The organism is Enterobacter ludwigii, from assembly GCF_001750725.1.
Lineage (GTDB): Bacteria > Pseudomonadota > Gammaproteobacteria > Enterobacterales > Enterobacteriaceae > Enterobacter > Enterobacter ludwigii.
This window is the reverse complement of the sequence record NZ_CP017279.1, coordinates 2,987,168-3,000,375: the sequence shown is the minus strand read 5'-3', so window position 1 is coordinate 3,000,375 and position 13,208 is coordinate 2,987,168. Positions and strand designations below refer to the sequence as shown.

At 56.2% G+C, this 13,208-nt stretch carries 16 protein-coding genes; 3 read left to right on the top strand and 13 right to left on the bottom strand.

All coding sequences use genetic code 11. The features are described 5' to 3' along the window. Positions 1–3: 3 nt before the first annotated feature. The 11 genes from BH714_RS14145 to BH714_RS14095 form a co-directional block, all read right to left on the bottom strand. Positions 4–1,695, bottom strand: a complete 1,692-nt coding sequence (locus BH714_RS14145; protein WP_040018244.1) for a glycosyltransferase family 2 protein — start codon at positions 1,693–1,695, stop codon at positions 4–6. Beyond that, complete coding sequence (locus BH714_RS14140; protein ID WP_020884527.1) at positions 1,686–2,039, bottom strand: ApeI family dehydratase; 354 nt, start codon at positions 2,037–2,039, stop codon at positions 1,686–1,688. Before BH714_RS14140 ends, BH714_RS14145 begins: the two co-directional genes overlap by 10 nt. Further along, positions 2,026–3,387 (bottom strand): class I adenylate-forming enzyme family protein, encoded by a 1,362-nt coding sequence (locus BH714_RS14135; protein WP_040018243.1) that lies wholly within the window; start codon positions 3,385–3,387, stop codon positions 2,026–2,028. Before BH714_RS14135 ends, BH714_RS14140 begins: the two co-directional genes overlap by 14 nt. Continuing rightward, positions 3,380–3,967 (bottom strand): COG4648 family protein, encoded by a 588-nt coding sequence (locus tag BH714_RS14130; protein WP_040018241.1) that lies wholly within the window; start codon positions 3,965–3,967, stop codon positions 3,380–3,382. The genes BH714_RS14135 and BH714_RS14130 overlap by 8 nt, the downstream gene beginning before the upstream one ends. Positions 3,968–3,973: 6 nt before the next feature. Continuing rightward, on the bottom strand, positions 3,974–4,225 hold the full coding sequence (locus tag BH714_RS14125; protein ID WP_040018234.1) for an acyl carrier protein: 252 nt from the start codon (positions 4,223–4,225) through the stop codon (positions 3,974–3,976). A gap of 13 nt (positions 4,226–4,238) precedes the next feature. Next, complete coding sequence (locus tag BH714_RS14120; protein ID WP_020884530.1) at positions 4,239–4,496, bottom strand: phosphopantetheine-binding protein; 258 nt, start codon at positions 4,494–4,496, stop codon at positions 4,239–4,241. Continuing rightward, the gene (locus tag BH714_RS14115; RefSeq protein ID WP_040018232.1) at positions 4,477–5,292 is read right to left on the bottom strand and encodes a lysophospholipid acyltransferase family protein; all 816 of its coding nucleotides are present in this window, start codon (positions 5,290–5,292) and stop codon (positions 4,477–4,479) included. Before BH714_RS14115 ends, BH714_RS14120 begins: the two co-directional genes overlap by 20 nt. Continuing rightward, a complete protein-coding gene (locus BH714_RS14110; protein ID WP_040018231.1) occupies positions 5,289–6,011 on the bottom strand; it encodes a beta-ketoacyl synthase chain length factor in 723 nt (240 codons plus the stop codon). Before BH714_RS14110 ends, BH714_RS14115 begins: the two co-directional genes overlap by 4 nt. Positions 6,012–6,075: 64 nt before the next feature. Then, positions 6,076–7,140, bottom strand: coding sequence for a methyltransferase (locus tag BH714_RS14105; RefSeq protein ID WP_014172029.1), 1,065 nt, complete (start codon positions 7,138–7,140; stop codon positions 6,076–6,078). Positions 7,141–7,207: 67 nt separating this feature from the next. Then, positions 7,208–7,597, bottom strand: a complete 390-nt coding sequence (locus BH714_RS14100; protein ID WP_032679147.1) for an LptM family lipoprotein — start codon at positions 7,595–7,597, stop codon at positions 7,208–7,210. A 323-nt stretch (positions 7,598–7,920) separates the two neighbouring features. Then, complete coding sequence (locus tag BH714_RS14095; protein ID WP_014172027.1) at positions 7,921–8,970, bottom strand: AI-2E family transporter; 1,050 nt, start codon at positions 8,968–8,970, stop codon at positions 7,921–7,923. Positions 8,971–9,114: 144 nt separating this feature from the next. On the opposite strand from BH714_RS14095, the gene BH714_RS14090 reads away from it, so the two are divergent. Further along, a complete protein-coding gene (locus BH714_RS14090) occupies positions 9,115–10,332 on the top strand; it encodes an MFS transporter (protein ID WP_020884535.1) in 1,218 nt (405 codons plus the stop codon). A gap of 4 nt (positions 10,333–10,336) precedes the next feature. Here the strand turns inward: BH714_RS14090 and BH714_RS14085 are convergent, their stop codons facing one another. Continuing rightward, positions 10,337–10,894: a DcrB family lipoprotein gene (locus BH714_RS14085; RefSeq protein WP_014172025.1), complete on the bottom strand. Its 558-nt coding sequence runs from the start codon at positions 10,892–10,894 to the stop codon at positions 10,337–10,339. Positions 10,895–10,966: 72 nt separating this feature from the next. Next, positions 10,967–11,632 (bottom strand): 7-cyano-7-deazaguanine/7-aminomethyl-7-deazaguanine transporter, encoded by a 666-nt coding sequence (locus tag BH714_RS14080; RefSeq protein ID WP_020884536.1) that lies wholly within the window; start codon positions 11,630–11,632, stop codon positions 10,967–10,969. Between the two features lie 166 nt (positions 11,633–11,798). Here BH714_RS14080 and tusA point away from each other — a divergent pair, with 166 nt between their 5' ends. Further along, a complete protein-coding gene (gene tusA / locus BH714_RS14075; RefSeq protein ID WP_020884537.1) occupies positions 11,799–12,041 on the top strand; it encodes a sulfurtransferase TusA in 243 nt (80 codons plus the stop codon). A 191-nt stretch (positions 12,042–12,232) separates the two neighbouring features. Further along, a complete protein-coding gene (locus BH714_RS14070) occupies positions 12,233–13,204 on the top strand; it encodes a TRAP transporter substrate-binding protein (protein ID WP_014172022.1) in 972 nt (323 codons plus the stop codon). Positions 13,205–13,208: the final 4 nt, after the last annotated feature.

Genomic DNA, 13,208 nt, shown 5'->3' with positions numbered 1-13,208 from the left:
CCTTTACTCCTTCTCTTTGGCATCCGGCAGGTGCCAGAAATCGAAAAAATTAAACCAGTCGAGCGGTGACATTAAGGCGTAATGCTCAAGCCGCTGTGCATAGCGATCGACGGCCTGTTGCAGCGCCTGCTGGCGCTCCCCGCGTGGCAGAAGCAGCGGGTCGGCAAACGGCTCGCAGTGTATCGTGAGCGCATCCTGCTGACGCAGGGCGTAAATCAGCACCACCGGGCAGCGCAGAATGGAGGCGAGGATAAACGGCCCTTGCGGGAACGGGGCGGGCTGTCCCATAAACGAACTCCAGATCACCCGCCAGTCGCCGCCGCGCTGTGGCGTGACCGCTATGCGATCGCCCACAATGGCGACCCATTCACCGCGCTCAAGCTTCTCTTTGATGGCGATGGCGGTATCCGGCCCAATGTCCGTCACGGGCATCAGGTTAACCCCCGCCTGGGGTGCCATCTCGGTCATGATCTGTTTAAAGCGCTGCGCGTTATCGCTAAAGACCAGCGCGTTGATGACCTTGCTGCCTTCCAGCTGAGCCAGTGCCCGGCAGGCTTCCACATCGCCAAGATGCGATGCGAGCAGCAGTTTGCCTTGCGATGCGTCAGCATCCAGCACGTCATACGCACCGGGAGCAAAGACCACGTCACGATGAAACTTCAGTTCGCCGCGCCAGCTGGCGACTTTATCCAGCATGGCGTTACCGAAGCGCATAAAATGGAAAAAGCTGTTAAGGCGTGGCGGAACAGGCATGTTCCGCTGCGTCAGCACCTGCTTCACTCGTGCTGTCCACTGCTGTGAAGCCTGTCGCGCCGGTCGGGCCGTAAGCCAGTACACCCCGATAACCGGCCACAGCAGCACGGTAAAGGCCCGGCGGCCAAACAGCTGCCAGACGCGCAGCATCAGGCGCATTCCCCACAGGCCCTTCACCTCGTCCTGCTGCGCCCAGTGCTGGCGGCGACGACGCAACAGCAGGGCGGGAATGCGGGGCAGCATGCCGAAGAACAGCCGGGTGTGCATCAGCGAGATCCGCACGTTGTCTTTGAGCGCGTCGAAATGGGATAACCCGTCCGGCGGATAGGTAACGCGGGTCGGCAGAAAATAGCTGGTATTGCCCTGCCAGTAGAGACGGACCATCACTTCGGTGTCAAAGTCCATACGTTTGCCAAGCGGCACGCGTGCGGCCAGCTGCAGCGTGGGCGAGACCGGGTAGACCCGAAAACCGCACATGCTGTCTTTAAGTTGCAGGGACAGGGTTTCAATCCATACCCAGACGTGCGTTATCCAGCGACCGTAGAGGCGGGAGCGCGGAATGGAATCATCGTAAATGGGCTGGCCAGAAATCAGCGCCTCCGGGTGACGCTCAGCCAGAGCCAGCATTTTGGGGATATCCTCAATAGCATGCTGGCCGTCGGCATCCACCTGTACGGCGTGGGTATAGCCCGCGCGGGCAGACTCTTCCAGCCCCTTAATGACCGCGGCACCTTTACCTGCGTTTTGCGCCAGACGTACCAGCGTAACCTGGGGCTGCCCGGCGGCCAGACGCTCCAGAATGCGGCGCGTCTGCTCGTCACTTCCGTCATCGACCACCAGGCAGGGCAAGCCGAACGGTGCCAGCCGCGACAGTACTTTTGCCATCATCGCGCCATGGTTGTAGCACGGGATCAGCACGCAGGGGCGGAAGGTTACTGACACAGGCGAATCTTCCCGCTGCTGGCAGTATGGCGATCGTCACCGGCATGGCGCTGGTAGCTGAAGGTCAGTATCTGACGTTCGGCATGCCAGTTAAGGACCAGCGTGACCGTGGTATCCGGCAGCAGAGGGGCCTGGAATTTCACATTTTGGATGCTGTGAAAACGGTAACCCGGCGCCAGCAGCGTGGTGGCGTAGTGCATGACCCAGTCAATCTGTGCCACACCTGGCAGCAACGGCTGTACGGCAAAATGCCCCTGGAACCAGAACAGGGAGGGGTCAAGATGCAAAACGATTTCCAGGTGCTGCGGCTGTGCCTGGTGGCGTTCGATTTCATGAATTTTCATGAAACAACTCCTGTAACTGCGCATAGACACGCTTATTCATACTGTTTACCGGCATCTCATCGATAATGCGCCAGTAGCGGGGGACGGCGACCGGCTCAAGCCAGGGCCGCAGGGCGCGGCGCCAGGCCAGTTCCTGCGTTTTTTTGCCCTGCTGATGCCAGCGCTGACGGGTCTTCTCATCCAGAACCAGCAGGACACCTATACCCTGACGACCTCCGCGGGTAACCGGTAACGCTGCGGCTTCACATATGCCCTCAAGCTCCAGCAGGCGACGTTCAATCTCGTTCAGTGAGATACGCTTTTCTTCGATTTTGACCACCCGACCACGACGTCCGGCAATGCTAAAAAAACCGTTACTGTCGAAGTGCAGGATATCGTCCAGCTGTAACCCTGCGGCTTCGTGAATGAGCGGGGAGGTCACGCGGCAGATTTCCCCTTCACTGTGGAACACCACGCCGGGGAAGGCGAGCCAGGGAACGCTGTCCGCCTGACGATGCCGCCAGGCGAGGATCCCGGTTTCGGTGCTGCCGTAGATTTCATCCGGCCAGACGTTAAGCCAGCCATGGGTCTCCGTGACATCGCACCAGGGCAGCATTCCCCCGGCGGAGATCAGCATCACGACGGGAGGGGCAGTCAGCTCGGTATCCAGCCGTTTCAGGAACGCCGGACTGCTGATAAAAAGGTACTGCCTGTCGTGAGGGAGTGCCGCCAGCTGCTCAGCGTAATAAAGCATGGCGGCGTGCAGCGGAAGCCCCATCGCCATTGGCAACATGATGCGGAACGTCAGGCCATAGAGATGTTGTGGTACGACCGAGGCCACAATGCTGCAGCCCGCCAGGCGTTCGCCAAAACGGGTCGCCAGCAGGCATGCTTCACGGTCCAGGCTGGCGATGTGCTTAATGACCCGGCGCGGGGTACCCGTGGAGCCCGAGGTAAAAAGCTCAACAAAGCGCGCGTCGTCAATGACGGGCAACGGTGCCCATTGGCACGCGCTCTGAGGGGAGGAGGTCACCACAATGACCTTTCCCTGAATATCCAGCGTCTGATCGCTCAGGACACCGCTAAACAGCGACTGCTGTTCGTCGAGCAGAGAGACCCGGCTATGGCCTGGAATGACCGGGGTTTTACCGGCATGCAGTGAGGCCAGCAGCGCAACAATAAACAGGTAGCTGTTTTCAAAGCACAGCGCCCAGCGTTCACCCTCCTGCTGTCGCAATGCTTCTACCAGCAAGGTGACATCGTGGCGCAACTCACCCAGCGTCCAGGTGCGATCGTCAAGCCAGGCGATCGGCATGTCGTCAGGGCGTGGAGCATTTAACCACTGGCCAAGCGGGAGGGGTTTATTCATCGAGCTTCTCTTTTTTCATCACCCGTTGACGCACCAGCCACTCTGTCGCCATCAGCGTGCCCATCAGAAAATAAGCCACCATACCGTTCCACACTGTCCAGACATGCATATCGCCGTGTAGCACGGTAAACAGGGCTATCGCACCGTTACCGAGGAAAAACCCGCACCACACCAGCGTCACCTTACGGGTATATCGCACACCCGCCGGAGGCAAATTCGGTTCACGCAGACGTGCCAGCCGTTCAACCAGCGGCATGGTTGTCCACAGTGAGCCGCCAAACACGGCCAGCATCACGAGATTAACCACCACCGGATAGAGCAGCAGCCACTGGTGCGCTTTCAGCAGATAGCTTGCCGCGCAGAGTGCCAGGCCTGCCAGCGCAATGCACTGCACCACATACCGCATCGGGCCTGCGTTTCGCCGCGCCTGATGCAGACGCAGCACCAGCACCAGGGCCATCAGCGGCAACAGCCAGTGCAGACTGTTGTGCGTCAGCCCCAATCCAATCAGGAATGGCCACGCCAGCAACACGACTCCCGTCAGGAGTGGGATCGCCGGAAACGCTCGTCCTCCAGGCACGGTGGTTTACTCGTCGCGCAAAAGCTGAACGACAGCGTCAACCACATCCTGCACGGTACGGACAGATTTGAAGGTTTCCGGTTTGATTTTCGTCCCCGTTTTCTTCTGCAGGTGAACAATCATGTCCACTGCATCGATACTGTCCAGATCCAGATCTTCGTACAGGCGAGCCTCAGGCGTGATTACCTGTGGGTCGAGTTCAAACAGCGTAGCCAGGAGTTCGCAGACTTCCTGATAAATGGTTTCTTGTTCAGTCATAACGGATCACATCTCAGGCGCGTTGAGCGTTGATAAAAGAAGCCAGCGTGGCGACGGAAAAGAAGTGCTGACGCATCTCTTCGCTTTCGGCAGACAGCACCACGCCATACTGGTTTTTCACGGCCAGGCCAAGTTCGAGGGCGTCGATAGAGTCGAGACCCAGTCCATCACCAAACAGCGCAGCATCGGTATCGATATCCTCGGCGGTAAGCTCGTCCAGATTCAGCGTGGTGATGATGAGATTTTTAATTTCAAGATGAAGCGCTTGCATCATTAATTCCTGACAAAGATTGAAGGCCTGATGTTAATCGATGCTGCAGATGCCGGTTTAACTGCCTTGCCGCCAGTGCCGGTTCTTGTGTCTTCGCATCGTAAAAAGCGTCGATATTCACGCAATCGCGAACATCTACGGTGAAAACAGGTTTTACGGGCGGTACGTCGTACCAGTGACTTTTTTTATCCAGCAGAGGTTCGCTGCAGTGGATCACCACGATGCGCAGGTCGCTGTGGCAGCGCACGGCAATATTTGCCGCGCCGCGCTGGAGGGAGATTGTCTCTCCCGACCGGGTTCGTGTGCCCTCCGGAAAGATTAACAGCGTGTCGCCCTGGGCCAGACGCTGCTGGCTTGCACTGAGGAGCGTTTCCGCTTCGCTGTTAATCAGGTAATCCGCTGCGCGAATGACGCCGCTGACAAAGGGGTTGCGGAGCAACGCACTTTTCACCAGACAGTCGGTTTCGGGCATGACGGACGCCAGGATCACGTAATCAATCAGCGTCGGGTGATTGGCCACCACCAGACAACCGCGATCCCCGCGAAGGGCGTCAAGATTGTGAATGCGATAGTCCAGTACCCCCGTGCCACGGGCGACATGTAAGAAAAAGCGGAAGCTGGCCGCGATACTGCGACGCGCCAGGCGACGGCGTCTGGCGCGGTCGCGCTGAACCAGCAACAGCAGATTGAACCACACCAGCGACAGCAGCAGCCCGCCCGTGCCAAACAGCACGAAGCAGAAGCCGGTCATCATCAGACGCCATAACCAGTTGATACGGGCAGTCAGGCGGCTCATTCGCGTGTCCATTGCCACAGCAGACGTTCGCCTGAAACCACAAACTGTCGTTCATCGCGGAGGTACCGTTGCAGGAACATCAGGCTCTGCGGCAGGGGAGGTTCTTCACCCGTGCTGCCGCTGCGGGTTTCGCACTGCAGTGTGCTCCCGGCTTCAATCACCAGGGCCAGTGCGTAGGGCCAGGTAGGCATCTGCGGCGGTAAACCCGGATGATAAAAATCGGGCAGGGCACCGTCAAAATCGACCAGCAAGACGCGGGAATAGCCCGCCTGAAGCAGGCTCAACACTTCACATAATGCCTGCTGGAAGGTGTCCAGCCCGGCAGAAACAGAAGACGAGACGATGGGGTGTCGCGCAGTGATCGTCAGGTTGCCCACCGCCGAATTGTGCACGGACATGGCAAAGTCTGTCGGCGAGACGGCCTGACCGGTCGCCAGGGAGTGCAGGATGCGGAAATTACGCTCCAGTTCGCCATGACGGCTGGAATAGACAACGGCATCAATCGCGTGGCGGCGAAGCAGGGTGAGTCCAAGGTCTACCGCCAGCTTACTGCCCGAGTTGAGGCGGCGCGCGGTCATCATCGGCAGTTCGGTAAGCTTAGGCAACGGCGCAGCCGGGTCGAGGGTAAGGTGCTGGCGTGACCACGCCTGCCACTCTGCGGCATCGCTCAGGCCTGGCGCTCTTGCCTGCCAGTCAATTATGTTCAGTGAAAATTTCATCTACGCGCGTCCGCGGAAAACCATCATTAAAAGACAGGCAAGCCTGCCGGGCAGTTCAACTGCTCTATTGTTCAATTTTTTGACAAATCAATAGGGTATGACCTACCCCAAGGTTGTCCAGCCGCTGTTCTACGTGGAAACCGGCCCGCTCCAGGTAGTGATAAAATTTCTCTACACTGTAAAACCGGCTGTTGCCGTTCGCCATACAGGTGAAATAAAGCGAGGTAGCATTCAGGCTGAATGAGGCGGCTTCAAATTTTTGGGCATCCCAGAACAGTTCCATGATGCACAGTCGCGCGCCGGGCTTCATAACCTGTGCAACGCGAGTCAACATGGCGACAATCTGGTCCGGAGAGAAACAATCCAGGAACTGGCTCATCCACCAGATATCGGCTTCACCCGGCAATGTCGCATGACTAAGCATATCGACAGCATGGAAGCCAATGCGATGAGATAAACCTGCTTTTTCGATGTTTTCCTGCGCCAGCGTTATCTGCTGTGGCAGGTCAAGGATCGTCACGGCAACATTGTCGTCATAGCGGCAGCAGCGTAACGCCCATTTACCCGTATTTCCGCCCACATCGTACAATTTTGTCGGCGAGCTTGCGAATATATATGGCAGCGCCGCGTCGAAAGCAGCATCAGAATAGTAATGATCAAAAGCGAACCAGCTCTCTTTTGCCTGCGCGGGTAATTGTGATAATGCCGGATAGATGGTTGGCCAGTTGCCAAACACGGATAATCCCGCCGGTTTTTCTTCCTGCAGGGCATCGGCCAGATGGAATAACCCCTGGTAACAAACATCCTGCGTGAAATCCATATTCACGCGAGTCATGGTGTCATGCAATAAGAAATGGCCCACCTTTGCCAGGAAATAGCGCCCTTCTTTACAGGTAACGATCCGTCCGCTTAATCCCATATCCAGCAATACGCTTACGCTATAACTGCTCAGGGTACTGTTTTCGGTTATTTCCTCGAGACTTGCCCCTGTTTTCCCTTTTTTATCCAGCCAGGAAAGCACGCCCGAATTACGCAGACAACGCGCGGTCTGAAACAGCATCGGCGCAAAAGCGATGCGTTGCGCTTCGGTAATGGCGTCCAGCGCGTTGAGGGTGTCCTTTTCGTACATGCGTGCGTAACCTTATGAGGCCGAGAAAAACGTTATCGGGCCATGTCGGCCCGACATGAGGAAAATATTACAGCGCGGCGCCTGCAGAGAGGTTCATCTGAATATCGTGGTCGAGGTTATGAACCCAGCGGTTATAGTTCTTGTGGATTTTACCGTCGGCGGCTTTCAGGTTCATACTGCTTTCGTAATTAATTGAATAGCTTGTCGCAGAATAAGGAATACGGATTTCGACCGAATGGTCGCGTGCCTGCAGACGGCCTTTAATTACGCCCGGGCCCGCTTCGCTCATGATCCAGTCGCGCTTCTGGCCTGCTTTCAGAATGGCGGTTTTCACCTGCTCAGCGGTGTGGCCTGTACTGACAGTAGCGTGAACCTGATCGATTGGGGCGGTACGCGCGCAACCGGCCAGTGCGCCGACGACAGCAACAGTAGCAAACCATTTAATGATCTTTTTCATCAACAACTCCGTATCAATAATAACAATTTAAATCAGAAATTTTAAAAAATTATATTTTGGCGGGGTATTATCGCTAATGAAGATAATTTTTGTCGATATAAAAGTGGGTGTTTATTTTACGTGAGGGGAGGTGTAATGCATTGAAACGAAAGGGTGAGAATTATATGCCATGTAATTTGCGTTAAATAAATATTTGCATGACGATTCATTTATTAGGGCGGAATAAATAACGCGAAATCCTCCTTAGCGAAAATGAAAATTACCGCGCGGTGAGCGTCGCGGTAATTTTCGGTGTGTTGCACAGTTACGCGTTGTGGGACCCGTTATCCCGGCAGACGGCTTTTCGGTCGCCCTGGACCCAACAGGATCGCCAGTTTGCTGCCACCTTTGGTGGTTTCCATCCAGATCTTACACACGCTGGTCAGCGGGACTGACAGTAACATCCCGACCGGCCCCAGCAGCCATCCCCAGATCAGCAACGACAAGAACACCACCAGCGTCGACATTCCGAGACGGTGGCCCATCATGCGCGGCTCAAGGATATTGCCCAGCACCATATGCACGACCAGGAACAGCGCCCCCACCAGCATGCACTCGTAAAAGCCATTGAACAGAAACGCCTGAATCATCGGCGGCACGGCGGAAAGCACCGCGCCGATGTTGGGTACGTAGTTCAGCAGAAACGCCAGTACGCCCCACATCAGCGCGAACTGCACGCCCATCAGCATCAGTCCCAGCCAGACAATCACCCCGGTCCAGACGCTTAACAGCGTTTTCAGGGCCAGATATTTGGACACGCCCTTCAGGGCCCGGTGTAAACCCGCAATATGAATTTGCGGGTTATTCAGCGCAAAGCGCAGCTTATAAGGAACATGGCGGACCTCGAACAGCATAAACACCACCGTCATCACCAGCAGCAGGATGCTGGCCATCGCGCCGGAAAGGCCGGTCATCAGGGTGGTGGCGTAGGTCATGACCTTCTCTGAATCCATGCGGCGTAACATCCGCTCGGGTGAGATATGCAGGTTAAGAAAAGGCATCATCTCCTGAAGCGAAACGATCTTACGCGTCAGCTCTTTGTTGTACTGTGGAAGCATGGTGGAGAATTCACTGAGCGACGCCGCCAGCACGCCGAAAAGCGCCGTCAGGGCAATCATCATCACGATGACCACGATAGTAATGGCTACCGGACGGCTGATGCCCCGGCGCAAAAACCAGGTCACCAGCGGATTAAGCACAATGGCAAAAAAGAGCGCCAGCAGGAGCTGGACAATGATGTCAGCGGCAGCATGGATACCTGCGAGGATAACCACCAGGCAGGCGAGTTTTAATAAGATGTGAAGTCCTGCTTTGTCGGACTGGTTCGGTATCATGCGGGTTCCTTAATGTGATAGCCCGTTAAGTGTAGTGCCCGGTGGCCGCTTCGTCTGGAGCCGATAATCTGAAAGTCAGTGCTGATTTTCTTATCCTGCCGTGGTAATAGTGAAACACTGTTGTAAAAATTCAGGTTAAACCCCATGCCAGAGCATGCCGCCGAACCGGCGCTGAGCGGATTGCGCCTCAATCTGCGCATTGTTTCCGTTGTGATTTTTAACTTCGCCAGTTATCTGACGATTGGCCTGCCGCTGGCGGTGTTGCCGGGCTATGTCCATGACGTCATGGGTTTTAGCGCATTCTGGGCGGGGCTGGTCATCAGCCTGCAGTATTTCGCCACGCTCCTGAGCCGCCCGCATGCCGGGCGCTATGCGGATCTGTTTGGGCCAAAGCGCATCGTCATTGTGGGGCTCTGCGGCTGTTTTCTGAGTGGTCTGGGCTACCTGCTGGCCGCCACCACCAGCCACTGGCCGCTGGTCAGCCTGGCGCTGCTCTGTCTGGGGCGTGTGATTCTGGGTATTGGGCAAAGTCTGGCGGGTACCGGTTCGACGCTGTGGGGCGTGGGTGTGGTGGGTGCGTCCCATATTGGCCGGGTGATCTCCTGGAACGGTATCGTCACCTACGGCGCAATGGCGCTGGGCGCACCGCTGGGGGTGATCTGTTATGCCTATGGCGGGCTATCCGGGCTGGCTATCACCATTATGGTCGTCGCGCTGCTCGCGATTCTGTTTGCCCTGCCGCGCCCGAAGGTGAAGGCCAGCAAAGGCAAGCCACTGCCGTTCAGGGCGGTGCTGGGGCGCGTCTGGCCTTATGGTATGGCGCTGGCGCTGGCAACCACCGGCTTCGGCGTGATCGCCACGTTCATCACTCTCTTCTATGACGCCAAAGGCTGGGACGGCGCAGCCTTTGCCCTGACGCTGTTTAGCTGTGCGTTTGTCGGCGCGCGTTTGCTCTTCCCGAACGGTATCAACCGTCTGGGGGGACTGAATGTGGCGTTGATCTGCTTTGCGGTAGAGATTGTCGGGCTGGTGTTGACCGGGATTGCCACCGCACCGTGGATGGCGAAAATGGGCGTTTTCCTCGCCGGCGCTGGCTTTTCGCTGGTCTTCCCGGCACTCGGCGTGGTCGCGGTAAAAGCCGTGCCGCAGCAGAACCAGGGGTCGGCGCTGGCGACCTACACGGTGTTTATGGACATGTCGCTGGGCATTACCGGGCCGCTGGCGGGGCTGGTGATGGCGTGGGCAGGGGTTCCGGTAATCTATCTTGCCGCGGCGGGTCTGGTGGTTATCGCATTGATGCTGACATGGCGGCTAAAAAAATGGCCCCCGGTGCAGGCACCGGAGGCCACGTCATCATCGTGAAGAATTACTGGATCACGATGGTGTTAATGATGTTTTCAGCAGCCGTCTGCGCTTTCTGCTGATTTTCCGCCGGCAGAGTGATCTGCAGGGTCAGCAGTTTATTATCGACCTTGCCAAGCACCACGGAAGAGTAAGCGGTCTGGCCTTTTGCTGAAATGATGCTGTCCAGCTGTTGCAGCGTGTGGCCTTTCAGTTCGATAGATTTATTGGTCACGACCTGCAGCTGCGGATCGCGGCTGCGCTGCTGATCTTCCAGACGTTTGGTCATGACGGCCAGGTCTTCGCTGGTGTCGTCGCCCACAATCACAATGACGGCTTTCTGCCCGGTTGCATCGGAGTAAACGTGCATATTGTTCGCCTGGGTACCCAGCTTGCCGCTCTGGTCAGTCATATCTGCTGGCAGAGAGAAACTGAGTTTACCGTCCAGCAGACTCACCGGCTGACCGGTGGCGTTGCTCTCTGCAGACGCGCCCTGAGCAGGCGTTTTCGTGTCGCTATTATCACAGGCTGCAAGGCCCACAACCAGCAGGCCAATCCCGACATATTTAACCAGATTGCGCATTAACTTCTTCCTTTCGATAAACGGCCATAACGGCTGATTGGTTCATCTTATCACAACTGATAAAGCGAACCCTTAACCAGCCTGCAATGCTGTGATTTCAGATTTATCTGCGAGTCTTTTCAGCAGCATATTCAGCAGGACGCCGTACATCGGCAGGAAGAACACAATGCTGATAAGCACCTTGAAGCAGTAGTCCACAAGGGCGATTTCCATCCAGTGCTGGGCCATAAATGCGTCCGGGCTACGCCAGAATGCGATAAAGAAGAAGGCCAGCGTGTCGCTGACGTTGCCGAACAGCGTGGACGCCGTGGGTGCCATCCACCAGCGATGATTTTGACGCAGGCGGTTAAACACGTGAACGTCGAGGATCTGCCCCAGCGCGTAGGCCATAAAGCTGGCGGAGGCGATACGGGCGACAAACAGGTTGAAGTGCGTTAACGCCTCGAACCCCTGCCAGCTTCCCATATAAAACAGGGAAGAGATCACGTACGAAATGAACAGCGCCGGCAGCATGACCGCAAAAATAATGCGGCGAGCCAGCGGTGCGCCGAAAATACGCACGGTCAAATCAGTGGCGAGAAAAATAAACGGGAAACTGAACGCGCCCCACGTGGTATGAAAACCAAAGATGGAGATCGGGAGTTGCACCAGATAGTTGCTGGAGGTAATCACCAGCAAATGAAAAAGCGAAAGCCAGAACAACGCTTTAACGCGCTGTGAATCAGAAAACTGCATCATGTTGTAACCTTTTTATACGTTGGGGTGAGGGAACCCAATAAAAACCGCAGCATGATACTGCTTTGGCCGGACATTGCAATGGTTAGTTTTTACGCAATCGTTAACCTGGTTGCATTGCCGACGATGGGGCGTAAACTACAGCCGTTTTTACCTGACCGAGAAGAACATGACCGATCTGTTTTCCAGCCCAGACCACACCCTTGATGCTCAGGGCCTTCGCTGCCCGGAGCCGGTAATGATGGTACGTAAAACCGTGCGCAACATGCAGACCGGTGAGACGCTGCTGATCATCGCCGACGACCCCGCCACCACCCGCGACATTCCCGGTTTTTGTACCTTTATGGAACATGAGCTGGTGGCACAGCAGACCGAAACGCTGCCGTACCGGTATGTGATCCGTAAGGGGTAAGTGCGGCCTGATGGCCTCACCCCGACCCTCTCCCACAAGGAGAGGGAGAAAACCTTTCTAAACCATCGTTTCAAAATTTCACGCTTTTGTGAGGCGCTTCACCTCCGCTTTTCCGGCCGTAGTCTAGTTTTTAAGCGTACAAAAATAAAACACTGTTTTAACGCTTATCTCACTACCCTGGAGTTGACCCGATGAAAACGACCCTCAAGCCGTTACTGGCCGCCCTGTGCCTCTCCGCTTTTGCCTGCTCTGTCGCTGCGCAAACCATCAAAGCCGCCGATGTGCACCCTGAAGGCTACCCGAACGTGGTGGCGGTTCAGCAAATGGGTGAAAAACTCAAACAACAAACCGACGGCAAGCTGGAGATTAAGGTCTTCCCCGGCGGCGTGCTGGGGGATGAAAAACAGATGATTGAGCAGGCGCAGATGGGGGCGATCGATATGATCCGCGTCTCGATGGCGCCGGTGGCGGCCATCCTGCCCGATATCGAAGTCTTCACGCTGCCCTACGTTTTCCGCGATGAAGACCACATGCACAAAGTGATCGACGGGGATATCGGCAAGCAAATTGGCGATAAGCTAACTGCCAACCCGAAATCACGACTGGTGTTCCTCGGCTGGATGGACTCCGGCACCCGCAACCTGATCACCAAAGATCCGATTGTTAAACCCGACGATCTGAAAGGGAAGAAAATCCGCGTACAGGGCAGTCCGGTGGCGCTGGCGACGCTGAAAGATATGGGTGCTAACGCGGTGGCAATGGGGGTGAGCGAAGTTTACAGCGGGATGCAAACCGGCGTGATTGACGGCGCGGAGAATAATCCACCGACCTATGTCGCGCATAACTATATGCCGGTCGCCAAAAACTACACCCTCAGCGGCCACTTTATCACCCCGGAAATGCTGCTCTACTCAAAAGTGAAGTGGGACAAACTCAGCGCCGACGAGCAGAAAAAGATCCTGACCCTGGCCCGTGAAGCCCAGTTTGAACAACGTAAGTTGTGGGAAGCCTATAACGCCCAGGCGCTGGAAAAAATGAAGGCTGGCGGGGTGCAGTTCCACGAGATCGACAAAACGGTATTTATCAAAGCCACAGAGCCGGTGCGCGCCCAGTATGGCGAAAAGCATCAGGATCTGATGAAGGCCATCGCTGACGTCAAGTAACCGG